The organism is Nocardiopsis sp. NPDC055551 (assembly GCF_053619415.1).
This window is the reverse complement of the sequence record NZ_JBSHJJ010000010.1, coordinates 201,216-226,612: the sequence shown is the minus strand read 5'-3', so window position 1 is coordinate 226,612 and position 25,397 is coordinate 201,216. Positions and strand designations below refer to the sequence as shown.

Below are 25,397 nucleotides of genomic sequence, written 5' to 3'. Positions count from 1 at the left end.
CCCACCGCGCAAGCGCGGCGGCGCGCTGCCCTGGGTGATCGGTGGAAGCGCCCTCGCCATCGTCCTGATCGGTGTCACGGGCCTCGGGCTGTGGTGGGCCATGGGTGATCCCGGCGACGCCGACCCGGGTGAGAGCGGTGCGAGCGGGGACGGCCAGGGCGAGGTCCAACTCTTCGAGGGGCTGTCCGCCGAGCACGTGGATCCCGCAGAGACCGTCGACTACGCGCAACACCCTCCGGTCGGCGGCGAGCACTACCCCTTCTGGCAGAACTGTGGCGTCTACGACGAGCCGGTGCTGACCGAGGCCGCGGTCCACTCCCTGGAGCACGGCACGGTCTGGATCACCTACGATCCGTCGCTGGACTCGGGCCAGGTCGAACAATTGGCCTCCTACCACGCGCCCGGCTCGTACGTTCTGGTCAGCCCGATGGAGGACCTTCCCACGCCGATCGTGGCCTCGGCCTGGGGCGCCCAGATCCAGTTGGAGGACGCCTCGGACGAACGGATCGGCGACTTCCTGCGCGAGTACGAGCAGAGCCCCGCGGCCCCCGAACCGGGCGCGCCGTGCAGTGGTGCCTACGACGGCAACGACGCCGACTTCGACCCCGAGACCGTCGACGCCCGGATGAACTGACCTCGCCGTTCGAGGGCCCCGGTCACGTGTCCGAGGGCCTCAGCCGGGCAGGGCGAAACGGCCGTCCCCGAGCGGATCGACCAGGCCGTCGTCGATGAGCGCGTCCAAGGCGCGTTCGCGTTGGACGTGGTCGTCCCACACGGCGTCCAGGGCCGACTTGGCGACGGGTTCCGTGGAGTCGCGCAGGACGGCCAGGAGTTTGCCGCGCACCTGGCGGTCGGTCCCGGCGTAGGTCTGACCGCGCCGGGGCGGTCCGTCGTAGGCGGGGCGGCCGGCCAGCCGCCAGGCGCACTGACCGGCGATGGGGCAGTCGGCGCAGCGCGGGGAGCGGGCGGTGCACACCAGGGCTCCCAGCTCCATCACGGCCACGCCCCAGCGGGCGGCCACCGACGGCAGCGGCGGCAGCAGTGACTCGGCCAGGGCGACCTCCGCCTTGGTCTGGGTTTTCGGCGGGTACTCGACCCCGGTTTCGGCCCTGGCCAGGACACGCCGAACGTTGGTGTCCAGAATGGCGTGCCGCTGCCCGTAAGCGAAGCTCGCCACCGCCGCCGCGGTGTAGACACCGATACCCGGAAGGGCCAACAAGGTGGCGTGGTCGTCGGGGACCTCGCCGCCGTGCTCCTCGGTGATGGCCACCGCGCAGGCGTGCAGACGCAGGGCGCGGCGTGGGTACCCCAGCCGATTCCACATGCGCACGGCTTCGCCCGAGGGTTCTTTCGCCAGGTGGGCGGGGGTGGGCCAGCGTTCCATCCACGCCTCCCAAGCAGGCAGGACTCGGACGACCGGGGTCTGCTGGAGCATGATCTCGCTGACCAGGATCGACCAAGGGGAGGCGTCCGGGCGACGCCAGGGAAGGTCGCGGGCGTTGGTCTCGTACCACGCCAGAACTGCGGTGCTGTAAGGGTTATCGCTCATCTTTAACGGCAAATCGGCGGGTTGAGTGGATGGGGGGCGCACAAAACCGCAATACTACGGCCCATGGCGTCAAGTACCGGACACACCGCACCCGTCGGCAAGGACATCTACTGGAGGCGCAGAGCCTTCGTGCTGATCGGCGTGCTGCTGTTGTTCGCGCTGATCGCCTACGCCTGTAGTCCCTCCGAGAGCGAGAACACGTCGGGCAGCAACCAGGCGGGCGTCGAGGACCCCTCGCCCTCCCCCAGTGAGCCCGAGGAGAAGCCTTCCGAGGAGGCCTCCGAGGAACCGGAGGAGGACGCCTCCCCGTCACCGTCCGACGAACCCTCCGAGGGCGAGGACGAGGGTGAGGACGAGGAATCGGAGGAGGGTTCCTCCGGTGGTGACTCCGCCGAGGCCGCCGCGCCCGAGAAGCCCGAGGACCCCTGCCGTCCGCAGGACGTGGTGGTCTCCTTCGACTTCGCCGAGGCCGACCGGGAGGCCTACGGGGCCGACACCGATCCCGGGTTCAAGGTCTCCGTGGTCAACGTCGGCGAACAGACCTGCACCGTGGACGTGGGACCGGAGGCACTCGAACTGATCGTGCACTCCGGCGAGGACCGGATCTACTCCACCGCGGACTGCGTGGAGGGCAAGGCCGCCCAGGAACGCCAGCTGGAGCAGGGCCGCCCGCACGACTACACGATCACCTGGGAGCGGGACCGTTCCTTCACCGACTGCCGGTCGACCTCGTCGCAGGCCCAGGCCGGTTGGTACAAGGCCAACCTCCGGGGCGACATCGTCAGCGGCGTGGACCAACTGGTCTTCCAGCTCAAGGCCTGAGGGCGCTACGCCCGGGGCACGAAGTCGGCACACCGGTTTTCACGAACACCAGGACTCTTCGTCATCAGGTCACTACGATTCGTGGTGACCTGATCTCGTCGTCGTTGGAGTGAAACCATGAGGACAGCCCTGGGGCTCGTCGCAGCCACCGCCCTCGCCCTCTCCCTGGCCTCGCCCGCGCAGGCCGAGGCCACGAGCTACGAACTCCGCCTCTCTCCCGCGTCGCCGGGTGGGGCCGAGACCACCGGGACCACACCGATCCGTTCGGTGGTCCTGGAGTGCGGACCGGCCGGAGGGACGCACCCGGAGGCCGAGGCGGCCTGTGACCTCATCGGGGAGGCCGGCGGGCGGGTCTCCGACGTCGAGACCGGAACCGGTGGAGCCTGCACCATGATCCACCGACCGGTGACCGTGGTCGCCGACGGTGGGGGAGAGCGCTACGAGGAGACCTTCGGAAACGAATGCCTCCTGAGCCAGGCCAAGGGCGCGGTCTTCGCCTTCTGATCGCGGACGTGGCGCCCCGGCCCGTCAGAACGGGGGTTCCTCGGCGATGGTGAGCTTCGGACGCGCCTGCTTCTTGGTGTCCTTCGGCCTGTCCGGGGCGCCCTTCTTGCGGCGGCTCTTGGCGATCCACTTCAGGGCGTCCTTCAGTTCCTCGGCCTCGTGAACGCGGATGCCGGGGATGGGGTCGCCGAAGCCCTTCGGTACGACCGCCTGGGTGAAACCGAGGCGCTGCGCCTCGGCCACCCGGCGGCGTACCCCCTGGACGGAACGTACGTCCCCGGCCAGCCCGACCTCGCCGATGGCCACGAACCCCTTGGGCAGGGCGATGTCGTTGTGGGAGCCGCCGGCGGCGATGGCCAGCGCCAGGTCGACGGCGGGTTCGGTCAGTTTCACACCGCCCACGGTGGAGGCGTAGACGTCCAGGTTAGCCAGCTTCATGCCCGAACGCTTCTCCAACACGGCCAGGATCATGTTCACCCGTGAGGTGTCCAGGCCGGAGGTGGCGCGGCGCGGCGCCGGCAGCGGTGAGGGCGCGACCAGCGCTTGTACCTCGGTGATGAGGGGGCGCCGCCCCTCCAGGGTGACGGTGACGCAGGTGCCCGGGGCCGGATCGGTGCGATCGGAGAGGAACAGCCCGCTGGGGTCGGGCAGGCCCTCGATGCCCTTGTCGCTCAGCTCGAACACGCCGATCTCGTCGGTGGGGCCGTAGCGGTTCTTGACCGCGCGCAGCAGTCGCAACTGGGAGTGGCGTTCGCCCTCGAAGTGCAGGACGACGTCGACCAGGTGCTCCAACATCCGGGGGCCGGCGATGGAACCGTCCTTGGTGACGTGGCCGACCAGCACGGTGGCGATGTTGCGTTCCTTGGCGATCTGGATGAGGGCGCCGGACACCTGGCGGATCTGGGTGACACCGCCGGGGACGCCGGACGCCTCGGGGGAGACCATGGTCTGCACGGAGTCGACGATGAGCAGCTTCGGCGCGACCGCGTCCACGTGGGCGGCCAGGGTCGCCACCGAGGTCTCCGCGGCCAGGTACAGCCGCTCGGAGAGGGCGCCCAGGCGTTCGGCGCGCAGCCGTACCTGCCCGGCCGACTCCTCGCCGGTGATGTACAGGACCGGCGCGTCGGCGGCGCGCATCGCGGCGACCTCCAGGAGCAGGGTCGACTTGCCCACACCGGGTTCACCGGCCAGCAGCACCACCCCGCCGGGGACGGCGCCGCCGCCCAGGACGCGGTCGAGTTCGTCCACGCCGGTGGGGATCGCCTCGGCGGTCTCCACGCTGATCTCGGTGATGGGGCGGGCCCTGGCGGTGACGGGGGCGGGCGCGACGGCGCTGGGGACGGGCGCCCCGGCCTCCTCGACGGTGCCCCAGGCCTGGCACTCACCGCAGCGCCCGACCCATTTGAGGGTGCTCCAGCCGCACTCGACGCACCGGAACGAGGTCTTCACTGCTTTTGCCATGGTCGCCACGCTAACGGGTGCCGGTGACATGCGTGGAGCGTCGTCCACAGGTGCTCCGCGGCCACCGGAATTCCGAGGGAGACACATGAAAGTTACCTACGAGTTAGGTCATGAATCCGGTAAATCATGTTAGAGAATGTGTGGGGAGTCACTCCCCGGCGGTATCTGACAATTCCTGTCCCCCGCTCCTTCGAGAGGAAGTCCCTCGTGTCCCGCTCACACGAATCCCCCACCCCCCACCGCTCCCGTACCGGGCTCCGGCGCCGTCTGGCCCGGATCGTCGCCCCCGTCGCCATCGCGGCACTGGGCGTCACGATGGCATCGGCGCCCGCCGCGGCCGACGACGCCGAGACCGCCGCCTACTCGCACTACGTGGCCATCGGTGACTCCTTCACCGCCGGCCCCATGGTGAGTGCGCAGATGCCGTTGCTGGGCTGCATGCAGTCGTCCGTCAACTACCCCAAGCGCCTCGCCGAGGAGCTGGGGATCGAGGAGATCACCGACGTCAGCTGTTCCGGCGCGGTGATGAGCCACCTGTACGAGAAGCAGTTCGACGACACCGAACCGCAGCTCGACGCCCTTCGCCCCGAGACCGACCTGGTCACGGTCGGGATCGCCGGCAACGACTTCGGCTTCTCCGAGATGCTCGTGGAGTGTGCCAAGCAGAGCCTGAGCAACCCGGTGGGCAGCCCCTGCGCCGACCACTACGGCACCGAGCTGGACGACCGGATCGAGGGGATGCGAGGCGAGGTGTCCCAGGTCTACGCCGACATCGCCGAGCGCAGCCCGAACGCGACCGTGCTCGCCGTCGGGTACCTCCAGATCATGCCGGAGAGCGGCGGCTGCTGGCCGAGCACGCCGATCGCCCGTGGTGACGTCCCGTTCCTGGACGAGGCGCAGACCGCGCTCAACACGATGATCGCCGAGGAGTCCGCGGCCCACGGCGCGGTCTTCGTGGACACCTTCGAGCGGGGTCACGACGTCTGCCAGGGGTCGGACACCCGCTGGGTCGAGGGGCTGATCCCCGAGGACGGTGCTCCGGTCCACCCGAACAACCTGGGCATGCAGGCGACGACCGACTTCGTCCGTGACGCCCTCGGGGTCCCGGCCCCCTAGGGCGGCGTCCACGGAACGCGCCCTGGGTTCCAATGACCCTTGGTCCCCGGTGATGACCCCGGTGGATGGTGTTCGGTTGGTACTTCTCCGACCGAAATGTCCGCCGGGGTCAAGCAGTCTTTACCGTTCTTGGGGATCGCCTGAATCACGGAGAGTGACTTAACGTAATCAATATGTGACCAATGGTGATGGGCCGGTGGTGGGAGATCCACGTCACAGCGGCGTGGTCCGCCCCGGTCGATCGAGGAGGGTCACCACATGTGCCTACCGCGACACCACGAGCAAACGCGGGCCTGCCGTTCCATCACGGACCCGGAACAGCAGGCCGTCACCGTCGGGGCGCACCGTCGGGGAAAGCGGGCACTCGTCGTCGCCGCGCTCGCCGCGGCGGCCCTGGCCACCGGGACCGCACCGGCGCTCTCCCAGCCCCATCAGCCGACCGCTCCGGTCGCCGCCGCGCAGCAGAGCGGACCGGAACGTGTCCACCAGGCACTCACCTCGTCCGCCATCGAGAAGGCCATCGGCGCCGCGGAGGCCCAGACGGGCAAACCCTACGGCTGGGGCGGCACCGGCCCCGGCTCCTTCGACTGCTCCGGGCTCGTACAGCACGCCTTCGGGAAGGCGGGTGTGAGCCTGCCCCGCATCGCCCACGACCAGGTCGCCTCCGGAACCCGTGTCTCCTACGCCAACGCCGAGCGCGGTGATCTCCTTTACTGGACCGACTCGGGCGGTTACGCCTACCACGTCGCCATCTACCTCGGAGGCGGCCGCATGATCGACGCCCCGAGTTCCGGCGGCAAGGTCGGAGAGCGCGCGGTGACGCGCTACAACCTCGCCGGAGGTGTGCGGCTGTAGCCGCTCCGGCCCCGTCACTCTTCCCGACGGTCGTCGCCCACAGGGGCCACGGCCGTCGGCCCCTTTCACGGGAGTGCGCCGGAACGGTCGGGACGAAGGTCCCTCGCCACGCCGCGTTGGCGTACCCGGTCGCCCCAAGGACGCCGAAAGCGCATACCCTGGAACCTGTGAGCCCTATCCAGGTCCCAGACGCGCCCGTGGTCCTATCGACGGCGTCGGTCTACCCGGAGAAGACCCCGGCCGCCTTCGAGATCGCGGCGAAGCTGGGGTACGACGGTGTGGAGGTGCTCGTCTCCTCCGACCCGGCCAGCCAGGACATCGAACTCCTCCGGCGCCTCTCGGACTACCACCAGATGCCCGTCACCGCAGTCCATTCGCCCTGCCTCGTCCTCACCCAACGGGTGTGGGGCAAGGATCCCTGGGGCAAGCTCGTCCGTTCCAAGGAGATGGCCGAGGCCCTCGGGGCCAAGGCGATCGTGGTCCACCCGGCCTTCCGCTGGCAGCGAGAATACGCCAAGGACTTCGAGATCGGCGTCTCCCGCATGCAGGACGAGACCGACGTGGTCTTCGCGGTGGAGAACATGTACCCGGTCCGGGTGCGCGACCGAGAGGTCGTCCCCTACGCCCCGAGCTGGAACCCGCTCGACCGCGACTACGCCGACGTGACCCTCGACCTGTCGCACACCGCCATGTCCGGTTCCGACGCGATGGACATGGCCAAGCGGTTGGGCGATCGCCTCTCCCACGTGCACGTCGCCGACGGTCTGGGCGGCCAGAACCTGGACGAGCACCTCATCCCCGGGCGGGGGAGCCAGCCCGTGGCCGAACTCCTCGAACATCTGGCGGGCAACCGGTACGAAGGTCAGCTCGTCCTGGAGGTGAGCACCCGCAAGGCCCCCGATCGGCAGACCCGGATGCGCGAGTTGGCCGAGGCGCTGGCCTTCACCCGACTGCACTTCGCCGGACCACGCGAGCCCGAACCCGCGCTGGGCCGTCGTGAGCGGATCGCGCTGCTGCGCCGCCGCCCCCAGGCGCCGCCGCGACGCTTCGCCGTGGACGAGGGCGGGGCCGTCGACGACGAGGGCACCGTCGACCCGGACTGAGGCACCCGTCGCCACCGCCCCGGAGAGGTTGTCCACGGGTTGGGACGTGTGGTCCACCTCGGCCCGGCGGGACGGTTAGCGTGGAGGGATCCGCAGAGAGGACCCCTTCATGATCGCGATCATCGGTGCAGGCAAGATGGGCGAGGCACTGCTCGCCGGGCTGTTGGCCAAGGACCGTTCCCCAGGGGACGTCCTGGTCACCGAACCGCGCGAGGAGCACGCCGCGGAGCTTCGCGCGCGCTACGGGGTCGAGACCGTGCCGGCCGTCGACGCCGTCAAGCGCGCCGGCACCCTGCTCCTGGCCCTCAAGCCCCAGGACATGCTCGCCCTGCTGGACGAGGTCTCCGCGCACCTGTCCGAGGAGCGACTGGTCATCTCGGTCGCGGCGGGGCTGACCACCGCCGTGTTGGAGAGCCATCTGCCCTCCGGTGTCCCCGTGGTCCGGGCCATGCCCAACACCCCGGCCCTCATGGGGAAGGGGATGACCGCCGTCTCCGGCGGAGCGCACACGCGGACCGAACACCTGGACCGGGCCGAGGAGTTGTTGAGCACGGTCGGCGAGGTGATCCGGGTCGGTGAGCAGCACATGGACACCGTGACCGCGATCTCCGGGAGCGGGCCGGCCTACTTCTACTTCATCGCCGAGACCATGATCGAGGCCGGAGTGGCGATGGGTATGCCGCGCGCCACGGCACAGCGGTTGGTCGGCCAGACGATCACCGGATCCGCCGCCATGCTCGACGGCTCGGGGGAACACCCGGTGGTCCTGCGCGAAGCGGTCACCTCACCGGGTGGGACCACCGCCGCCGCCCTGCGCGAGTTGGAACGGCACGGTGTGCGGACCGCGTTCACCGACGCGATCGAGGCCGCGAGGGACCGGAGCAGGGCTCTCTCCGGGCACTGACCGCAGGGTATGTGGCGTAAATCACATAAAAATCCGTAACGGTTCGTGATCGAGGGGCGCTGGAAGTGGCGTCGTATGGGATGCATAAAGTCGGGCAGAGCGGGTGGAACCCCGCCTCCTTCCACCCCACGCACTCCCAGTACCTCCTCCACAGATTCCGGGGCCCCATGACCAACTCTCAACCGCCATCGGACCCTTCCCACCAGCCCGGACAGCCCGGGCCGAACACGCCCCCGCCCGGAGCTCCGAGTGGCCCCCAGGTCCCTGGGAACCCCTCCGGCGGCCAGACCCCTCCCGGGCCGAACACGGGAGGGCGGCCCGCGGCGGGCTCGCCACCGGCCGGCCCGCCATCGGGTGGACCACCACCCGGTGGACCACCACCCCAGGGGGGAGCCCCCTCCGGTGGTCGGCCGCCGCTCGGCCCCCCGAGCGGTGGACAGCCGAACTTCGGACCTCCGAGCGCGGGACGGCCGCCCGGGGGCGGCCCCATGGGTCCGCCCCCGGGCGGAATGCCGCCGGGTGGTCCGCCGCCTCCCGGAGGAATGCCCCCTGGCGGGATGGGCGCCGGCGGTCTGCCCCCGGGCGGTCCCGGTGGACCCGGCGGCCCCGGAGGCCCGGGCATGCCGCCGCCCCCCGGTCCCTATGGTGGTCCTCCCGGCCCGCCGCCCCTGCCCCCGCTCGGCCTGTTCAAGTCCAAGTCGGGCCTGCGCGCCGCGCTGCTCAACCTGTCCGGGGTCGGCGCGGGCTACTTCTACCTGCGCAGTTGGCTGTTCTTCGGGATCAACGTAGGTGTCACGCTCGCACTCCTGGTCACCGCGGCGATCCTCGGCGCGGCCGACAACCTGCTCGTGTGGGTTCCCTCGCTGCTCTTCTGGATCTTGATCACCGTCGTGCACGGCCTGTTCGCCGGCCGCTCGCACGACCGACGGCTCATGGGCGTGGGACAACAACCCTCCGCCAAGCCCATGCCGATGATCCTGGCGGCCTGCCTGGTGCTGGTGATGGCCGCCTCGCTGGTCGGGGTGTGGCAGGCCGGTGAGTGGCGCCTGCGGGTGGCCGACGCGGCTCACGCGCGTGGTGACTGCGACGCCGCGATCGACGCCTACAACGGGGTCGAGGCCGGGTTCCAACTCTCCATGTCCCCGAGCCTGATGAACCGGGCACGTTCTGGCGTGGAGGCCTGTGAGCTGCTGCGTCGCGCCCAGGCCGACGTGGAGAACGAGGCCTACGACCACGCCCTGGAGTCCTACAGCGAGTACTTCGCGCATGGGTCCGCCCAGTGGGAGGACACCGACGGCAGCGTCGCCGAGGTTCACCTGGACTACGCCTCCCAGCTCGCGACGGAGGCCGACGAGCTGTACAGCGGAGAGGTGACCTCGGAGGTCGAGGAGGCCTTCCGTCAGGCCCAGGAGACCTACACCTTCGTGGCCGAGGACTTCTCGGACACCCCCGCCGCGGGAGAGGTGCCCGCGGCCCTGGTCGACCTGTACGACCTGGCGACCGGCGACTACGCCGAAGAGAGCTGGTGTGGGGCCTTCGGTCAGATCGGCATGTTCGACGGTCTGAACTGGGACTCCGCGCCCGAGATCGCCGACCGCATCGAGGAGGAGCGTCCCAACGCCGCCCTTCAGTGTGGTTGGGACCAGATCGACGAGGGGAACTTCGACGAGGCGGAGGAGCAGGTCGAGTTCCTCGCCGCCGACTACCCCGAGCACGAGGCCGACGAGGTCGAGGACCTGGAGCGGCACGTCGGCGCCGGCCGCATCGAGCAGCAGATGGACCTCGCGGTCATCGTCGGAGAGAGCGACCTGGACGGCACCGCCTGGGAGACCGGTGGTGGTGACAAGGTCGAGGTCCAGTACGTCAACCACACCGACGAGGACATGCGTTTCCTCTACGTCGGACCTGACGCGGTGCACGGTGAGGTCATCATCGAGCCCTGCGACAGCTGTGACACGTCCTCCGCGCCCACCGACACCTCCTGCCTCAGCGACTCCAACGCGATGGACCTGACGCTGGACCCGGGCGAGTACCGGATCGTCATCGGATCGGTCGACGGCTTCACCAGCCGCCCCCTGCACAACACCATCGACATGAAGGCCGGGGAGACGTACGCGGACTGCTTCTACATGGAGTGATCCCGAGCGTTTCACGACCACGAGGAAACCGAACGGGGCCCGCACGAGTCACCATCGTGCGGGCCCCGAGGTTCTGAGGTGGACCCGGTTTGCGTACTGTGTGCTTCGGAGCACGTACACCTGGAACGGGGGTCACCATATGGGAGGGCACACGTCCTGCTCGCTTCGGGTGGCATGGGACGAAGGACTCACCACCTACGACTTCGGGGCGCAGCACCCGATGGCGCCGATCCGGGTCGAACTGACCATGGCGCTCAGTCGTGAACTCGGCGTCTTCGACGGGCCGGGCGTGGACCTGATCGACGTGGAGCCGGCCTCCGACGAACTGCTCTCCCTGGTGCACGACCCCGCCTACATCAAGGCGGTCAAGCGGGCGGGCAAGACCCTCCAACCCGACGACACACACCTGCTCGGCACCGTCGACAATCCCGTCTTCCCCGACATGCACGACGCGGCCGCGCTGATCTCCGGCGCCTCGGTGGCCGCCGCCGAGTCGGTGTGGACGGGAAAGAGCGCGCACGCCGCGAACATCGCGGGCGGCCTGCACCACGCCATGCGCGGACACGCCTGGGGCTTTTGCGTCTACAACGACCCCGCGTTGGCCATCGCCTGGCTGTTGGAGCAGGGGGCCAAGCGGATCGCTTACGTGGACGTGGACGTCCACCACGGCGACGGCGTCCAGAAGGCCTTCTACAACGACCCGCGCGTGCTCACCATCAGCCTGCACGAATCCCCGGTGACTCTGTTCCCCGGCACCGGCCAGGCCTCTGAGACGGGTGGTCCGGACGCGGAGGGCTACGCCGTGAACGTCGCCTTGCCCGCGGGCACCGGCGACACCGGCTGGCACCGCGCCTTCGACGCGGTCGTCCCACCGCTGCTGCACGAGTTCCAGCCGGAGATCCTGGTGACCCAGCAGGGGTGCGACACCCACGCGCTGGACCCCCTGGCCAACCTCACGCTCAGCGTGGACGGGCAGCGTCGCGCCTACCAGGAACTGCACAAGCTGGCCCGCAAGACCGCGGGCGGTCGTTGGCTGATGTTCGGCGGTGGCGGGTACGGCCTGGTCCACGTCGTGCCCAGGGCCTGGAGTCACCTGCTCGGCGAAGCGGCCGGTGCCCCCATTGACCCCGACCGCGAGACCCCGCAGAAGTGGCGCGACTTCGTACGTGAGCGCACCGGCGAACTCGCGCCGCTGTACATGACGGACGGGCGCGAGGTCACCTTCACACCCTTCGAGAACGGCTACGACCCGGGCGACCCCATCGACCGGGCCATCCACGCCACCCGCACCGCGATCTTCCCCAGCCACGGTATCGACCCCACTCTCTGAACCTTCCGATCCCACTCGATCGGATCGTCGGGTCACACGATGGTTGAAATCCGCGTGTTCGCGGAGTGGCCGGCTCGTGGCGGGTAGGAAGGGGATGAATACCGGGCGAACGCGAGTCGGCGCCTCGGTGGCCGCCCGACGTGTCACCGCGATCGCCGCTCAGGAAAGGAAGGGGAACGCAGGTGACGCCGCCGACACGCGCCGAACTCATCACCTATCTGGTTCGCACGGGGATCGCGGGGCATGTCGACACCCCACGGCAGAACAACCTGCGCCATTATCGACGGCTCGTCCAGAAGGACCCCTATCACCAGTTCGGCCTGACCTTCTCGCACGACTGGACCTTCAGCGAGGTCCTCTCACTGCTGAGCAAGCGGTGCGGTGTGGTGGACGACGAGGAGTACGTGTGGGGGATCGACACGATCGACCCGGACCGGACCATCGACGCGCTGGAGGCCCTCGCCGACCGGTTGGCGTTGGCCGCGGAACGCCGTGAACGCGTCATGTTCGCCACCGGTCACCCCCGCAACCTCCGGGAGACCTACGCCGCGTGGAAGGACGCCCTGGTCGAGCGCGGCTGCACCGTGCTCACCGCGGCCGGCGGGTACTCCTACGAGGTGACCACGGAACGCCCGCCCAACCGAAGGATCGTGGTCTGGCGGGACGACGTCGCCATGGTGACCGACGGCCGACTGCCCCGGCACAGCCACCATCCGTTCGCCATGCGGGCGATCCTGAACGAGCTCGGAGGCCGCGGTGAGGCATGGCCGCAGTTGGTCATCGCCGATCATGGATTCGCCGGGGCCGCGGGGGAGATGGGGGTCCCGACGGTGGGCTTCGCCGACTGCAACGACCCGGCCCTCTTCCTCGCCGAACACGAGGGAAAGCTACTGGTCACGGTGCCTTTGGACGACGGTTATCTGACCGAGGACTACGCCCCTCTCCGGGATTACGTTCTCCGCCGAGCCGGGTTCCTCTGAGCAGGGTGGGCCATTTATACCCACCGTTAAACCTCATCCGACCCGTGCTCAACGTATAACCCGGAAGCGGGCGCGAACGACCTTCCCTAGACGGGAACTCGGCTCTACTCTGAAAACGGACGTGTCAGTAGTGACAGCATGACACGCCGGCGTGTCGGTGGGACGAACACGGTTTCCGGGGTCGTCCGACCAACGTCCGGTGTGCCAGGGCTGAAGGGTAGACAATTGATCACGTCCGGGAATGAGGGCGTCGCAAGATGAACGGGAGCAAGCCGCCTCTCGAAGAGGTCAGGTTCTTGACCGTGGCGGAGGTCGCCACGATCATGCGCGTATCCAAGATGACCGTTTACCGAATGGTGCACTCGGGAGTTCTCCCCGCAATCCGTGTGGGGCGGTCCTACCGGGTCCCCGAACGTGCCGTGCACGACTACCTCCGCGAGGCTTTCGTCGAGGCCGGTTGATCGGTGGGATCCGGGTGTGGGGCGGACACGCTCGACACCCGGTCCACCACCTGAGGGACGGCGCGCCCCCGGCGCCGTCCCCCACGGTGACCTTCCCTCGTCGGCGGTCGCTCCGGGAACGGGCCGAACGGCTCTTGCCCCGGGGCGACGAAGGGCATGGCAGGGCATCTACTACACTTTGTCGTTGTTGTAGTCCGCCCTGATCACACCCCGTTCGCGAGGTTGCCTGGATGCCCAGTACCAGTACGGGTACGCGACCCGGTCGCGCCGTGCCGCGCCTGTCGGCCGCCGCTTTGGCCGCCGTCCTCGCTTTGTCCGGCTGCGCCGGGGGAACCGAGATCGAGAGCGGTGGCGAAGAGGACCGCTTCATCTCCGGTGACGGCAGCGCCACCGTCTTCGAGACCGGCGAACGCGAACCCGCGCCCGACGTCGAGGGAAACACCTTCGAGGGCGACGACCTCGCCCTCTCGGACTACGAGGGGCAGATCCTCGTCCTCAACGTGTGGGCCAGCTGGTGCGGTCCCTGCCGTGCCGAACAACCGGTGCTCGACGAGGTGCACACCGAGTACGAGGGCCTCGGTGTGGACTTCCTCGGCGTGAACATCAAGGACAACGAGACCGCCGCGCGGGCCTACACCGAGAACAAGGGCGTGGCCTACCCGAGCCTGCACGACCAGCCGGGAGAGATCCCACAGGCGTTTCGGGAGACGGTCCCGCCGCGCGCCATCCCGAGCACCCTGATCCTGGACCCGAACGGCGACATCGCCGCCCGCGTGATCGGCCCCACCACCTATGGGCAGCTCACCGAACTCCTCGACCCGCTGGTCGTCGAGTTCGACCTGGGCGACCCCGAGGAACGTCCTCGGGTCGCCGAGGAGGAGAGCGGTGACGACGGGGCCGAGGACGCGGAGAGCGCCGAGGCCACCGACGGCACGGAGGACGGCGACGAGGCGGACGCCGAGGGCTCCGCCGAGGACGATGGCTGATGGATCCCATCGGCACCACGATCCTGTCCGGTTCGCTCCTGCTCGCCGCTCCGCTGGCCCTGGCCGCGGGGCTGGTCTCCTTCCTCTCCCCGTGTGTCCTGCCCCTGGTACCCGGATACCTCTCCTACGTGTCCGGGATGAGCGGCTCGCACGTGCGGGAACGCCAGGAGGCGGCGGGAGACGGCGGAACCGTCACCGACATCGACACCGAACTCGCCTCCCGGCGCTGGACGATGGTCACCGGAAGCGTCCTGTTCATCGTCGGGTTCAGCCTGGTGTTCATCGCCGTGGGCGGGTTCATCGGCTGGCTCGGCGACCTGTTCATGGCCTACACCGACCCCATAACCCGGGTGCTCGGCGCGCTCACGATCGTGCTCGGTCTGGCCTTCATGGGGTTCATGCCGGGGATGGGCCGCGAGTTCCGGTTCCACCGCCTGCCCCGGGCCGGCCTGGCGGGCGCGCCCCTGCTCGGGATCCTGTTCGGGCTGGGTTGGACCCCCTGCATCGGGCCGACCCTGGCCGCCGTGCAGACCCTCGCCTTCGTCGAGGGCGGTGCCGGCCGCGGCATGCTCCTGTCCCTGATCTACTGCGTCGGCCTGGGGCTGCCCTTCATCCTGGCCTCGCTGCTCTACCGGCGCGCGCTCAATTCCTTCGACCGACTCAAGAGGCACACCCGCACGGTCACGATGGTCGGCGGGGTCATGCTCGTCCTGGTCGGCCTGGCCATGGTGACGGGGTTGTGGACCGAGATGACCATCGCCATGCAGGGATGGGCCGCGAACTTCCAGACGGTGATCTGACTTGACCACGACCAAGACCGACACACCGACGAACCCCGAGGAGAAGCCGCGCGCCGCCAAGGGCCTGGGCGTCCTGGGTTGGGCGCGCTGGATCTGGCGCACGCTCACTTCTATGCGCACCGCGTTGATCCTGTTGTTCCTGCTGGCGCTGGGGGCGATCCCCGGATCGATCCTGCCGCAGAACGTGGTGAGCGTCGACGAGGTCGCCTCCTACTTCCAGGAGAACCCGGAGCTGGCCCCCTGGCTCGACCGGTTCTACCTCTTCGACGTGTTCTCCTCGCCCTGGTACGGGGCCATCTACCTGTTGCTCTTCGTGTCGCTGGCCGGGTGCGTCATTCCGCGCGCCATGGTCCACGCCAAGGCCGTGCGGGCCAGGCCGGTGGCCACGCCGCGCAACCTGGGCCGCATGCCGTACGTGGCACGGTTCAGCACCGACGCCACCCCCGACACCGCCCTGGAACAGGCGCGCAAGGTTCTCAAGGGGTACCGGACCGAGCGCTACGGCGACTCGTTGTCCGCGGAGACCGGCTACCTGCGCGAGGCCGGGAACGTGCTGTTCCACCTGGCCCTGCTCGGGTTGCTCTTGGCGCTGGCCGCCGGTTCCTTCTTCGGCTACCGCGGCAACATGCTCATCGTGGAGGGCGACGGGTTCGCCAACACGCTGCCCTCCTACGACGCCATCTACCCGGGGCACTGGACCGACACCGACGAGTTCGCTCCGTTCACCATGCACCTGGACGACTTCGAGGCCACCTTCATCCAGGACGGTGACCTGCGCGGTCAGGCGGAGGCCTATGTCGCCGACGTCACCTACACCGAGGAACCCGGCGGGGAGGAGAAGACCCACCGGCTGGAGGTCAACCACCCGCTGAGCGTCGACGGCGTGCAGGTGTACCTGCTCGGCCACGGCTACGCGCCGCGGTTCGAGGTCCGCAACGCCGAGGGCGACCTGGTCTTCGACCAGGCGGTCCCGTTCCTGCACCGCGAGACCATGACCTATGCCTCCGACGGTGTCGTCAAGGTGCCCGACACCGGAGGCGAGGAACTCGGCTTCGTGGGTGTCTTCCTGCCCACCGCCGACGAGGACGCCGAAGGGGAACTGGTGTCCACCTTCCCCGGCGCGGAGAACCCCAAGGTGACACTGGACGCCTACCGAGGCGACCTCGGCATGGTCGACCCGCAGTCGGTCTACCAGATCCAGACCCAGAACATGGAGGGGCTCGGTGAGTCCCCCGTGATGGCGGTCGGCGACACCTGGGAGCTTCCCGACGAGGCCGGATCGGTCACCTTCACCGGTGTCCAGGAGTACGCCACCCTGCAGAGCAACCGGGACGGGGCACGGGTGCCGGCGCTCACCGCCGCGACCCTGGCCGTCGTGGGCCTGATCGTCACCCTGTTCGTACGCCCCCGCCGGGTCTGGGTGCGGGCCACCGAGGGCGAGGACGGACGGACCCGGGTGGAGCTGGCCGGACTCGGCAAGACCGAGGTGGCCGGCAACAACGCCGAGTTCCACGAGATCACCACACGGCTCGCCGGACGGCTCCGGAGCGAGTCCACCGACGACCCCACCAGCCCAACCGAAGAGTCGACCACACGAGGGAGTGACCGGTGACGAACACACTCGCCGCACCGGTGAACGAGAGCATGGCGTCGGCCAGTGACACGCTCATCATCGCGATGATCGTGACCTACGCCGCCGCGCTCTTCATGTTCGCGATCGAGGCCGCGTACGGCCGTCGTACCAAGCTCAAGGCCGGTCGCCTCATGCCGGTCGGCGCCGGAGCCGTCGAGGGCGGCGACAGCGACATCGAGGTCAACGTCCGAACCAGCGAGGGAGAGGCCCAGGCCTCCCAGAGCGTGCTCGGCCGCATCGCCCTCGGAGTGACCGCGCTGGGCTTCCTGTTCAGCCTCGCCCAGATCATCACCCGTGGCATCGCCGCCGGCCGCTGGCCGTGGGGCAACATGTTCGAGTTCGTCGTGGCGATGTGCCTGGTCGCCGTCGGCGCGCTGCTGTTCGCCTCCTGGCGCTACCAGGCCCGCTTCCTGGGCGCCTTCGTGCTCGTTCCGGTGCTGCTCCTGCTCGGCATCGGTGTGCGCTGGCTGTACGTCGACCCGGGTCCGCTGATCCCGGCGCTGCAGTCCTACTGGGTGCCGATCCACGTGACGGCGGTGATCATCGCGGGCGGCGCGTTCATGGTGTCCGGTGTCGCCGGTATCACCTACCTGGTCGCGCACCGGGCCGAGGGCAAGAGGGCGCTGGGGGAGAAGGTCGCCGGTATCGCCGGACGGCTGCCCAGCCCGGAGCTGCTGGACCGCATCTCCCACCGGTTCATCCTGTTCGCCTTCCCGCTGTGGACCTTCGGCGTCATCGCCGGGTCGATCTGGGCGGACGAGGCCTGGGGCCGCTTCTGGGGCTGGGACCCCAAGGAGGTCTGGTCGTTCATCTCCTGGGTCATCTACGCGGCCTACCTGCACGCGCGGGTCACCGGCGGTTGGCGCGGACCCAAGGCCACCTGGATCAACGTGCTCGGTTTCGCGACCGTGATGTTCAACTTCTTCGCGGTGAACTACATGTTCAGCGGTCTGCACTCCTACGCCTGATCGGCGGCGGAGAGCGAACGCGACTCCTGCGAGGGGCGGCCCGAGGGATCGGGTCGCCCCTCGGCCTCTTGGTCGAGGGTCGAGGCGTCAGCGAGGGTCCTCGCCGATCCCCGGAGGCGCGGTCGACCCGCGGACGATCAGTGAGGTCTCCAGGGTGACCGTGCCGGTGGATCCGGCCGCGTCCACCGAGCGCAGGAGGAGGTCGACGGCCCCGTGCCCGGCCTCGGCGACCGGCATGGCCACCGTGGTCAGGGCGGGGCTGGAGTACCGGGCCACGTGACTGTTGTCCACGCCGATCACACTGAGGTCGCCCGGAACGTCGAGGCCGAGTTCGGTGGCCCGCCGAACGAGACCGAAGGCGAGCAGGTCGTTGTGGGCCAGGACCGCGGTGGCGTTACCGGCCACGACCTCGTCGGCCACGGCGCGGCCGCCCTCTTCGGTCGGTGGGTTGGGGCCCACGCGTTGGATCAGGATCCCGTGGTCCCGCGCGATGTGCTCGGTGGCGCTCTCGATCTCCCCGCTGGTCCAGGCGCGTGAGGGCCCGCCCACCACGGCGATCTCCCGGTGGCCGAGTTCGATGAGGTGTTCCATGGCCCGGCGGGCGCCGGTACCGACGTCCATCAGGACCCCGGACACCCCGCGCAGCCGTCGGTTCACCACGACCAGCGGGATCTCCTGCGCCAGCTCCGCTATGGCCCGGTTGGTCAGACGTGGTGCGACCAGCACGGCGCCGTCCACCTGCTTGGCCATGGACCGGATGAGTTCCTCCTCCACCCGGGCCTGCTCGTCGGTGTCGGCGATGAACACGTGGTAGTCGCGGGCTCGGGCCTGGGCCTGGGCCGCCTTGATCAGGGGCGGGAAGAAGGGGTTGGCGATGTCGGCGACGATGAGCCCGAGGTTGCCGGTCCTACTGGTGGACAGCGCCCGCGCCGCCCGGTTGGGGCGGTAGCCGAGTTCCTCGGCCGCGGCGAGGACGCGCGCGCGTGTGTCGGCGTTGACCAGGTGCGTCGCGGAGAAGGCCCGCGAGACCGTGGAGACGTGGACCCCGCTCACCCTGGCGACGTCCTTGATGGTGACGGCCACCCGTGGACTCCGTTCCGCTGTTCGATCTTGGGGACGGCAAGCGTTTGCTCCAAGAGCACCCTTCGGGCCTTGCCGCTTTTGTCATCGTGACCCATCGAAGGCCCGGCTTTCCAGCATTTTCCCGCAACAACTCGATGGAGGAGGGTTGACGGGGGTCACGTGTATCGGGGACGTTCATGCAAACGTTTGTACACGGGTCCCGACCCGTCATCCCCCGGAGGAGCGCCGATGCGCAAGCCACCCCCGATTCCGTCCCTGACCTTGGCGGCCGTCCTGGCCACGACCACTCTCGTCGCCGCCGCTCCGGCGAGCGCCGAACCCGACGTCGACCCCCGCGGCATCGGTCGTGAGGCCCTCCATGAGGGCGACGGTTGGGGGTCGGCCGGACACGGAACGACCGGCGGCTCGTCGGCCGCCCCCGAGGACGTCCACGTGGTCTCCACCTTCGAGGAGTTCCGCGACGCGGTCGGCGGCAAGGACGACGACACCCCCAAGATCGTCTACGTCGAGGGGCACATCGACGCCAACACCGACTCGAACGGTGCCCCGCTCAAGTGCGAGGACTACGCGGTCGACGGATACACGATGGAGGAGTACCTGGAGGCCTACGATCCAGAGGTCTGGGGTCGGGACGACCCCGAGGGTCCCCTGGAAGAGGCCCGCCTGGCCTCCGCCGCGGTGCAGGCGGAACGGATCCGCGTCGAGGTCGGATCCAACACCACCATCGTGGGCGCGGGCGACGACGCCGTCCTCTCCGGGACGAACCTGCGCGTCCACGACGTCGACAACGTCATCCTGCGCGACCTGACCTTCTCCGACGCGCACGACTGCTTCCCCGGCTGGGACCCCACCGATGGCGAGACCGGCAACTGGAACTCAGAGTACGACCAGGTGGAGGTCTCCGGCGCCACCAACGTGTGGGTGGACCACAACACCTTCGACGACGGCGACAACCCCGGCACCGAACTCCCCGAGTACTTCGGCCGCAAGTACGAAGTACACGACGGACTGCTCGACATCGTCCGGGAGACCGACCTGGTGACGGTGTCCCGCAACCACTTCGACGGCAGGGACAAGGCGATGCTGTTGGGCAACAGCGACGGCCGGACCACCGACCGCGGGTATCTGCGGGTGACCTATCGGCACAACCACTTCGACGGGCTGGGGGAGCGGGCTCCCCGAGTGCGGTTCGGGCAGGTGCACGTCCACAACAATCTCTACACCGTCCGGGATCCGGAGCACTTCGGCTACAGCCTGGGAGTCGGCCTGGAGTCGCACCTGTACGCGGAGAACAACGTCTTCGACCTGCACGACGGGATCGGGGCCGGTGAACTGCTCCGCAATTGGGGCGGCACCGACATCGTGGAGCACGGGAACGTGACGATGTCGCAGGGCGGCGGTCGTCTCACCCCGGTGGACCTGGTCGCCGAACACAACGTGCTCTACCCGAACGCGCCGCTGGGCACCGGGCTCACCTGGGTGCCGCAGTTCACGGCCGAGGTCGAACCGGTGCACGCGATCCGCGGGCTCGCGCGGGAGGTCGGGGCCGGACTCCTGTGAGGTCCTCACCCGCTCCCTGAAACGCGTTGGGGGCCGCACCCGATTTCCTCGGGCGCGGCCCCCAACGTTGGTTCGAGCGGCGGTACCACTCGGGACGACTAGTCCTCAGGGTCGATCCGTCGGTTCAGTCGACGGAGGAACTCCGGATCGTCATCGGGTCCGAGCGGGTGCGGGCTGCCGGAGGGTTTGGAGAAGTCGGACGGGTCAAGGTCATCCGCGGACACGTCCTGGGCCGGAGAGGGCGCGTCACCCGGCACAGGAGCGGTCTTGCGTGGCCGGCCGAGGAAGAACCAGAGGATCCATCCCACGGGCACGAACAGTCCGATGACGACCAACCACAGGATCTTCGGTAGGTTCCGAGCCTCCTGGGCAGGGGTGGTCAACGCGTCGAAGAACGCGTACACCCATAGAACGATCGATACGAGCGTGATCAGGCCACCGAGCCACACCATGGTTCCAGCCTACTCTCGCTGTCCACTCCCCGTGGCCCGGCCCAGGGCTGCCGGAGACCCCGCGGAGCGGGTGCCCGGGGCCGTCGAGGACGTTGCTCTGTCTTAGGTCAGGGGGTGGTCTCGCTGGGTTCCCCGAGGAGGAGTGCCCGTACCTCGGACTCCCGGAAACGGCGGTGCCCGCCAGGAGTGCGGATGCTGCTGATCCGCCCGGATGCGGCCCAGCGGGTCACGGTCTTGGGATCAACCCGGAAGAGTGAGGCCACTTCCCCGGGGGTCAACAGGCGTTCGCTTGCTCGTTCCACCTTCACATTCCCCCAATCATGCCCGCCTTGAGTGAGGGGGCGGCGGGCGTTTGATCCCCTAGTGTGCACGAGTTGGACCGTTTCCTCCCTAGTTTTCGGAGAATTTACGGCGATCGGGGGATAGCTGGGGGATATGTGATCGGAACGTGATGTTCGGTCCCCACTGTCGGGATTGGAAACATCCCACGAATACCCGTATCCGATGCCTTGGGTGCCCCGTTCCAGTGGCGACGGAACACACCCGGACCTGGTGCACGATGCCCGCAGCAGGCCCTTAACCTGGGGTGAGGGCCGTCTGACCGGGACAACACCCCTTCTGCCGCGCTCGTCCGGCTCGGCCGTACACGCACGTGAACGTACGTGGATGGGTGTGCTGACCAATCTAGTGCAGGTAATCGTCTGTTGTGAGGCTTTTTCGATGCGTAGCTGGTTGACCTATACCGCCGCCCGGGTGGCGCTCTTCGCGGGCGCCTTCGGAGTCGTCTACCTGTTCGGTGCGAGGTCCTGGGTCGCGCTGGTCCTGGCGTGGGTGATCAGTGGTCTGGCCTCCTATGTTCTGTTGTCCAAGTGGCGCGATCAGATGTCTTCCTCCGTCACCGAATGGTCGGACAAACGCAAGGAGGAGTCGGTCGGGGGGCGTCTGGTCGGCGGAGCCGCCCGTGAGGACGAGATCCAGGACGAGGTCCTGCGGGCGCAGGAGGAGAAGGCCGCCGAGAGCGCCGACTCCGACGCGAGGACCGCCGACGAGAGCGCCACCGACACCGTTGCCGAAGCCGACACCGGGTCCGAGGTCGAGCCCAAGGCGGACAAACCCGTCAAGTAGCCCCCGACGACGACGGGGTGGCCGCCGCGCCACGCGGCCACCACCCCGGTGCGGAATCCGGCCTCAGGAGGCCGGGAACATGCCCAGACGGGCGTGGCGGGCGCCCCCCAGCCGCTCGGTGTCGCTGCCCACGTACAGCCCGTCGGAGGTCGCGTGCAGGGCCTCGGCCCCGTGGCCGCGCGCCCGGCCCGGGTTCCACTCCAGCGCGCGCCCGGAGATCGGGTCCACCGCCGCGATCCCCTCGCGCTCCACGGAACCGGGGCCCGGGTTGAGGGCGCCCTCCTCGTTGTCCATCCAGCGCTGGTGGCCGCCCACGTAGACCGCGCTGGACGTGACCTCGACCGAGTAGATGGAGTCCCCGCCGGTCAGGTTGGTCCAGGTGGGTTCGGCGTTCGCGGTGGAGTCGTTCTCGAACCGGGCGATGGACTTGCACAACCCCGGCTTGACCCGTGGGCCGCCCGCGGTCACCACGGCGAAGTAGGAACCGTCGGGGGAGAAGTCCATCTGCCGCATGTAGGTGTGCATGCGTTCGTAGTCGCAGGGCGCCTCGTAGACCGAGGTCGACCATGGGGTGAGGCCGCCGGATCCGGTGTCGATCATGGCGATCTGGTAGCGGTCCTCGCCGTCCACCTCGGTGAAGGTCCCGTTGATGGCCAGACGCCGCCCGTCGGGACTCAAGGCCAACTCCTGCACGCGCAGGCTTCCGCGCCGCTGCTCGGCGATGGTCGGGGTGAAGCCGGCGTCCACGGTCCCGTCTGTGGAGTCGACACGGGCCAGCCCGGTGCGGCTCTCCCCGTTCACGGTGGAGAAGTTGCCGCCGAGGTAGACGTCGGTGCCGTCGGAGGCGAGTCGGTACACGTTCCCGTCGCCCACCGCGGCGTCGAACCCGTCGACGGTGTCGCCGGCGGTGGTGTCGATCCGGGCCACGCCCCGGCTGTCCTTCCCGTTGACCTGATTGAAGTGTCCGCCGAGGATCACCGTCCCGTCCGGCCCCTCCGCCAGGGAGGTGACGGTCCCGTCCACAGAGGGGGTGAAGTCCCCCAGGATCTCCCCGCTGCCATGACGGAAGGCGAACAGGTTGCGCCGATCGTGTGTGCCATCGCCGTTGGAGTCGGAGACCCGGTCGAACTCACCGGCGACCACGACGATGTCGCCGATCCGAAGGATGTCCTTCACCGAGCCGTTCAACACGTGCGGCGTCCAGTCCACGGGGCTTTCGCCGACCACGCCCTCGTGGGGTGCGGCGGCGGCCGGGGCGGTGGTCGCGACACCGAGTGGAAGCAGGAGCAGCGAGCCCATGGTCAGGGCGGCGAACGATCGGGCCGATTTCACGGGTTTCTCTCCTTGGGCGGGGGAACGGCTGCGGTGCCCCCATTCTTGCATGAAGTAGTCGAATGACTACGTCTGGTGATTAAGCTTCTGTGCGGTCCGTGCCCCCACCCGGTCACAGCCGGCGAATGCGCGCCGCCATCAGCCGCAGTGCCTGTTCCCGAGTGGCGTCCTTCGGCGCGGCGAACCAGACGGCGTCGCCCACCCGGGCGCCCTTCAGTCGCCCCGAGAGTTCCTCGGCCGCTTCGGCCCGACCCGAACCCACGGCGAATCCCACCGGTTCGGCCAGGCCGTACCAGCGCGGCGCGTAGGTGCAGTCGGTGCGCCCTCGCATCCGCCTCACGTGTAGCACCTCCAAGCCCTCCGCCAGCGAGGCCGCGGCCGAAGGTACGTGGTCGTAGGGGAACGCGTCCGCGCTTTCGCACCCCAACACCAAGGAGACCTCCTCCCGCACACTCCCCGAGTCGTGGCTCACCCGCAGGTCCCCACAGAATCCGTTCCCCCGGAAACGCACCAACGTGGTGCGTGGTGCCCGATGCCGGACCAGGCGTGCCAAACGTTCCCCGTCCCAGGGGGTCAGTGCTGGTTCGTACTGTCCCCACGCGACCGGAAGGGATCCCCGCAATCGCTCCGCCATCAGTTCGACCGACCTGCCCGGAGTGAAATCCGACTTTGGAAACCGCAGGGTGGCTTCGAGGACGAGCTGCCGACCGGTCGGGGAGTCGTCCAGGAACCCCTCGGCCGGCGCGATGTCCCCCACCCGCCGTACGGGCACGTGGCCGTGTTCGGGGTCCCAGCGCAGTGGTAGCCCGGAAATGCCGTCGTAGTGGCCACCGGCCTCGTCGCGCACGACCCAGCGAGCCAGGGGCAGGGTCATCAGGGTGCGCAGCGAGTAGGTCAGGCGGGTGTGTGTCGGGGTCAGTAGTTGGAAGCCGTCACCCCGGGACGCGTGGACGGTCAAGGCGTCGGCGATCCAGGAGGAGTAGGGGACGACCTCGCGATCCTGCGCTACTACGACGGCCCGGCTCGCCGAGTGCTCCACCGTCGGGTGCGGGGTCTCTTCCCAGACCCCGAAGTCGGCAGGTCCCGAAGTCCATACGGCCCCACCCAGCCGCAGCGCCAGTCGGTCCGCGACCCGGTGCGCCACCTCGCGTCCGGCATCGTCCGGACGGGCCCGGAGCTCGACCCACCAGAAGCGCCCGGGTAGCCCTGACCCGAGGTCAGGACCGAGCAGCCTCTCCACCTCTCCGGGAGCCTCGACCGCCTGGCCGGGCTCCAACGTCAACAGCACCCCGTGGGAATCGCGCAACTGGAGGAGACCACCGCCGGCCAACGCTCCCACCCTCAAGTCGGCACCGGCATCCTCCAACGCTCGGGTGAGTGTCCGCAGGTCCGGATTCTCCGCTACGAGCGCCACCACGTCATAACTCATCCAGGGTCCTTCGGCTCTGCCTGGTCGGGGGATCTGTAGGGAAGGTCACATGAACGGCGCATGTGACTTCTACGTCCACTCTGTCACCAATTGTCGATATAAGTGATGTACAGAGTTTGCAAACGCCCTGAAAACACGGAAAGCAGGTGCGAGGACCGTGAGGTTCGAGCTGGTTCCACCCCTGGACCGGCCGGAGGAGACCGAGAACGGGTCACCTCTCGAAACGGCTCGCCCCCCGTCACCCGGTGGTGAGGTCAGGACCGTGATGGCCCGGCGTGCGGGCTCCTTGGGAGGCCGTGTCACCACGGTCGCCCGCTCATTGCACTCCGTCCTGCGACGACTGGACTCCAACATCGTTCGCTACGAGCACGAGCGAGTGGACCACCACGCCATAGACGAGTCCCCACCCCCGGAGAACTTCCGTCCCGAACTCTTCTCCGGCGGGGGCGACCTATGAGCGAGTGGGATGTCGACCCCACCGGCGTGGGCGGGGTTCTCCACAACGTGGCCGACCAGGTCGGTGACGGCGGTGGAGAAGCGCTCGACGGTCACCTCACCTCGCTCGCGAACTCACTTGTCGAGGCCGCCGGCTCGTCCATGAGCGGACCCGTCGGATCCGAGCTTTACGCGTTGCTCGAACACGTCGGCGAGATGTGCGAGGAAATGGTCGGTCGGGCCGGATCCGCGGTCGAAGGATGCGCGGAAGCCGTCGACGCCTTCCTCGTCGGCGACATGGAGATGGCGGCGGAGGCCCAGAGCGCCGCGGGAACAATCGACGACCCGGCTTGATCCCCCACTCTCGCTAG

26 protein-coding genes are annotated in these 25,397 nt (G+C 68.9%); 19 read left to right on the top strand and 7 right to left on the bottom strand.

Going from position 1 to position 25,397, the window contains the following annotated elements:
- Positions 1-34 precede the first annotated feature (34 nt).
- Positions 35-634: a DUF3105 domain-containing protein gene (locus tag ACWGSK_RS19450; protein ID WP_358507749.1), complete on the top strand. Its 600-nt coding sequence runs from the start codon at positions 35-37 to the stop codon at positions 632-634.
- Positions 635-673: 39 nt separating this feature from the next.
- Here ACWGSK_RS19450 and ACWGSK_RS19445 read toward each other — a convergent pair whose 3' ends face one another.
- The gene (locus ACWGSK_RS19445; protein WP_358507747.1) at positions 674-1,549 is read right to left on the bottom strand and encodes an HhH-GPD family protein; all 876 of its coding nucleotides are present in this window, start codon (positions 1,547-1,549) and stop codon (positions 674-676) included.
- A gap of 63 nt (positions 1,550-1,612) precedes the next feature.
- Between ACWGSK_RS19445 and ACWGSK_RS19440 the strand changes: the two genes are divergently transcribed.
- Both ACWGSK_RS19440 and ACWGSK_RS19435 read left to right on the top strand, forming a co-directional pair.
- Entirely contained in the window at positions 1,613-2,371 is a 759-nt protein-coding gene (locus tag ACWGSK_RS19440) for a hypothetical protein (RefSeq protein ID WP_358507745.1), read from the top strand.
- Between the two features lie 117 nt (positions 2,372-2,488).
- Positions 2,489-2,875: an SSI family serine proteinase inhibitor gene (locus tag ACWGSK_RS19435; RefSeq protein WP_358507743.1), complete on the top strand. Its 387-nt coding sequence runs from the start codon at positions 2,489-2,491 to the stop codon at positions 2,873-2,875.
- 24 nt (positions 2,876-2,899) lie between these two features.
- On the opposite strand, the gene radA is transcribed toward ACWGSK_RS19435, so the two are convergent.
- Positions 2,900-4,336: a DNA repair protein RadA gene (gene radA / locus ACWGSK_RS19430; RefSeq protein ID WP_452456373.1), complete on the bottom strand. Its 1,437-nt coding sequence runs from the start codon at positions 4,334-4,336 to the stop codon at positions 2,900-2,902.
- Between the two features lie 207 nt (positions 4,337-4,543).
- Between radA and ACWGSK_RS19425 the strand changes: the two genes are divergently transcribed.
- From ACWGSK_RS19425 to ccsB, 12 genes are all read left to right on the top strand, one after another.
- Positions 4,544-5,452 (top strand): SGNH/GDSL hydrolase family protein, encoded by a 909-nt coding sequence (locus ACWGSK_RS19425; protein ID WP_358507740.1) that lies wholly within the window; start codon positions 4,544-4,546, stop codon positions 5,450-5,452.
- 258 nt (positions 5,453-5,710) lie between these two features.
- Positions 5,711-6,307 (top strand): C40 family peptidase, encoded by a 597-nt coding sequence (locus ACWGSK_RS19420; RefSeq protein WP_358507738.1) that lies wholly within the window; start codon positions 5,711-5,713, stop codon positions 6,305-6,307.
- Positions 6,308-6,474: 167 nt separating this feature from the next.
- Positions 6,475-7,410 (top strand): sugar phosphate isomerase/epimerase family protein, encoded by a 936-nt coding sequence (locus ACWGSK_RS19415; protein ID WP_358507736.1) that lies wholly within the window; start codon positions 6,475-6,477, stop codon positions 7,408-7,410.
- A 109-nt stretch (positions 7,411-7,519) separates the two neighbouring features.
- Positions 7,520-8,314, top strand: a complete 795-nt coding sequence (gene proC / locus ACWGSK_RS19410) for a pyrroline-5-carboxylate reductase (RefSeq protein WP_452456372.1) — start codon at positions 7,520-7,522, stop codon at positions 8,312-8,314.
- Between the two features lie 620 nt (positions 8,315-8,934).
- Entirely contained in the window at positions 8,935-10,452 is a 1,518-nt protein-coding gene (locus tag ACWGSK_RS19405; RefSeq protein WP_358507733.1) for a DUF1109 domain-containing protein, read from the top strand.
- Positions 10,453-10,621: 169 nt separating this feature from the next.
- Positions 10,622-11,782 (top strand): acetoin utilization protein AcuC, encoded by a 1,161-nt coding sequence (locus ACWGSK_RS19400; protein ID WP_358507731.1) that lies wholly within the window; start codon positions 10,622-10,624, stop codon positions 11,780-11,782.
- Between the two features lie 182 nt (positions 11,783-11,964).
- Entirely contained in the window at positions 11,965-12,762 is a 798-nt protein-coding gene (locus tag ACWGSK_RS19395; protein WP_358507729.1) for a phosphatase, read from the top strand.
- Positions 12,763-13,019: 257 nt separating this feature from the next.
- The gene (locus tag ACWGSK_RS19390; RefSeq protein WP_013155995.1) at positions 13,020-13,223 is read left to right on the top strand and encodes a helix-turn-helix domain-containing protein; all 204 of its coding nucleotides are present in this window, start codon (positions 13,020-13,022) and stop codon (positions 13,221-13,223) included.
- 230 nt (positions 13,224-13,453) lie between these two features.
- Entirely contained in the window at positions 13,454-14,209 is a 756-nt protein-coding gene (locus tag ACWGSK_RS19385; RefSeq protein ID WP_358507727.1) for a TlpA family protein disulfide reductase, read from the top strand.
- Positions 14,209-15,009: a cytochrome c biogenesis CcdA family protein gene (locus ACWGSK_RS19380; RefSeq protein ID WP_358507725.1), complete on the top strand. Its 801-nt coding sequence runs from the start codon at positions 14,209-14,211 to the stop codon at positions 15,007-15,009. Before ACWGSK_RS19385 ends, ACWGSK_RS19380 begins: the two co-directional genes overlap by 1 nt.
- 112 nt (positions 15,010-15,121) lie before the next feature.
- Positions 15,122-16,621: a cytochrome c biogenesis protein ResB gene (gene resB, locus ACWGSK_RS19375; protein WP_358507812.1), complete on the top strand. Its 1,500-nt coding sequence runs from the start codon at positions 15,122-15,124 to the stop codon at positions 16,619-16,621.
- Positions 16,618-17,610, top strand: coding sequence for a c-type cytochrome biogenesis protein CcsB (gene ccsB / locus ACWGSK_RS19370; protein WP_358507723.1), 993 nt, complete (start codon positions 16,618-16,620; stop codon positions 17,608-17,610). Before resB ends, ccsB begins: the two co-directional genes overlap by 4 nt.
- 87 nt (positions 17,611-17,697) lie before the next feature.
- On the opposite strand, the gene ACWGSK_RS19365 is transcribed toward ccsB, so the two are convergent.
- Positions 17,698-18,693: a LacI family DNA-binding transcriptional regulator gene (locus tag ACWGSK_RS19365; RefSeq protein WP_358507721.1), complete on the bottom strand. Its 996-nt coding sequence runs from the start codon at positions 18,691-18,693 to the stop codon at positions 17,698-17,700.
- Positions 18,694-18,921: 228 nt separating this feature from the next.
- On the opposite strand from ACWGSK_RS19365, the gene ACWGSK_RS19360 reads away from it, so the two are divergent.
- Entirely contained in the window at positions 18,922-20,253 is a 1,332-nt protein-coding gene (locus tag ACWGSK_RS19360) for a pectate lyase family protein (protein WP_358507719.1), read from the top strand.
- Between the two features lie 98 nt (positions 20,254-20,351).
- Here ACWGSK_RS19360 and ACWGSK_RS19355 read toward each other — a convergent pair whose 3' ends face one another.
- Positions 20,352-20,705 carry a PLD nuclease N-terminal domain-containing protein gene (locus tag ACWGSK_RS19355; RefSeq protein WP_358507717.1) on the bottom strand — a complete coding sequence of 118 codons (354 nt, stop codon included), beginning with the start codon at positions 20,703-20,705 and terminating at the stop codon, positions 20,352-20,354.
- Between the two features lie 107 nt (positions 20,706-20,812).
- The gene (locus ACWGSK_RS19350) at positions 20,813-21,013 is read right to left on the bottom strand and encodes a BldC family transcriptional regulator (protein WP_017603819.1); all 201 of its coding nucleotides are present in this window, start codon (positions 21,011-21,013) and stop codon (positions 20,813-20,815) included.
- A gap of 412 nt (positions 21,014-21,425) precedes the next feature.
- On the opposite strand from ACWGSK_RS19350, the gene ACWGSK_RS19345 reads away from it, so the two are divergent.
- Positions 21,426-21,830, top strand: a complete 405-nt coding sequence (locus tag ACWGSK_RS19345) for a DUF4229 domain-containing protein (protein ID WP_452456371.1) — start codon at positions 21,426-21,428, stop codon at positions 21,828-21,830.
- A 63-nt stretch (positions 21,831-21,893) separates the two neighbouring features.
- On the opposite strand, the gene ACWGSK_RS19340 is transcribed toward ACWGSK_RS19345, so the two are convergent.
- Both ACWGSK_RS19340 and ACWGSK_RS19335 read right to left on the bottom strand, forming a co-directional pair.
- Entirely contained in the window at positions 21,894-23,162 is a 1,269-nt protein-coding gene (locus ACWGSK_RS19340) for a hypothetical protein (protein WP_452456370.1), read from the bottom strand.
- A gap of 112 nt (positions 23,163-23,274) precedes the next feature.
- On the bottom strand, positions 23,275-24,591 hold the full coding sequence (locus ACWGSK_RS19335; RefSeq protein WP_452456369.1) for a DUF6177 family protein: 1,317 nt from the start codon (positions 24,589-24,591) through the stop codon (positions 23,275-23,277).
- Positions 24,592-24,748: 157 nt separating this feature from the next.
- Between ACWGSK_RS19335 and ACWGSK_RS19330 the strand changes: the two genes are divergently transcribed.
- Positions 24,749-25,048: a hypothetical protein gene (locus ACWGSK_RS19330; RefSeq protein ID WP_452456368.1), complete on the top strand. Its 300-nt coding sequence runs from the start codon at positions 24,749-24,751 to the stop codon at positions 25,046-25,048.
- Positions 25,045-25,380, top strand: coding sequence for a DUF6507 family protein (locus ACWGSK_RS19325; RefSeq protein WP_067597520.1), 336 nt, complete (start codon positions 25,045-25,047; stop codon positions 25,378-25,380). The genes ACWGSK_RS19330 and ACWGSK_RS19325 overlap by 4 nt, the downstream gene beginning before the upstream one ends.
- Positions 25,381-25,397 lie beyond the last annotated feature (17 nt).

What these genes read in the sequence shown, in the direction of transcription:
- ACWGSK_RS19445 (WP_358507747.1), bottom strand. Translation starts at nt 1,549, where the DNA reads ATGAGCGATAACCCTTACAGCACCGCAGTTCTGGCGTGGTACGAGACC.
- ACWGSK_RS19440 (WP_358507745.1), top strand. Translation starts at nt 1,613, where the DNA reads ATGGCGTCAAGTACCGGACACACCGCACCCGTCGGCAAGGACATCTAC.
- ACWGSK_RS19435 (WP_358507743.1), top strand. Translation starts at nt 2,489, where the DNA reads ATGAGGACAGCCCTGGGGCTCGTCGCAGCCACCGCCCTCGCCCTCTCC.
- radA (WP_452456373.1), bottom strand. Translation starts at nt 4,336, where the DNA reads ATGGCAAAAGCAGTGAAGACCTCGTTCCGGTGCGTCGAGTGCGGCTGG.
- ACWGSK_RS19420 (WP_358507738.1), top strand. Translation starts at nt 5,711, where the DNA reads ATGTGCCTACCGCGACACCACGAGCAAACGCGGGCCTGCCGTTCCATC.
- proC (WP_452456372.1), top strand. Translation starts at nt 7,520, where the DNA reads ATGATCGCGATCATCGGTGCAGGCAAGATGGGCGAGGCACTGCTCGCC.
- ACWGSK_RS19405 (WP_358507733.1), top strand. Translation starts at nt 8,935, where the DNA reads ATGCCGCCGCCCCCCGGTCCCTATGGTGGTCCTCCCGGCCCGCCGCCC.
- ACWGSK_RS19390 (WP_013155995.1), top strand. Translation starts at nt 13,020, where the DNA reads ATGAACGGGAGCAAGCCGCCTCTCGAAGAGGTCAGGTTCTTGACCGTG.
- ACWGSK_RS19385 (WP_358507727.1), top strand. Translation starts at nt 13,454, where the DNA reads ATGCCCAGTACCAGTACGGGTACGCGACCCGGTCGCGCCGTGCCGCGC.
- ACWGSK_RS19380 (WP_358507725.1), top strand. Translation starts at nt 14,209, where the DNA reads ATGGATCCCATCGGCACCACGATCCTGTCCGGTTCGCTCCTGCTCGCC.
- resB (WP_358507812.1), top strand. Translation starts at nt 15,122, where the DNA reads ATGCGCACCGCGTTGATCCTGTTGTTCCTGCTGGCGCTGGGGGCGATC.
- ACWGSK_RS19360 (WP_358507719.1), top strand. Translation starts at nt 18,922, where the DNA reads ATGCGCAAGCCACCCCCGATTCCGTCCCTGACCTTGGCGGCCGTCCTG.
- ACWGSK_RS19355 (WP_358507717.1), bottom strand. Translation starts at nt 20,705, where the DNA reads ATGGTGTGGCTCGGTGGCCTGATCACGCTCGTATCGATCGTTCTATGG.
- ACWGSK_RS19345 (WP_452456371.1), top strand. Translation starts at nt 21,426, where the DNA reads ATGCGTAGCTGGTTGACCTATACCGCCGCCCGGGTGGCGCTCTTCGCG.
- ACWGSK_RS19335 (WP_452456369.1), bottom strand. Translation starts at nt 24,591, where the DNA reads ATGAGTTATGACGTGGTGGCGCTCGTAGCGGAGAATCCGGACCTGCGG.
- ACWGSK_RS19325 (WP_067597520.1), top strand. Translation starts at nt 25,045, where the DNA reads ATGAGCGAGTGGGATGTCGACCCCACCGGCGTGGGCGGGGTTCTCCAC.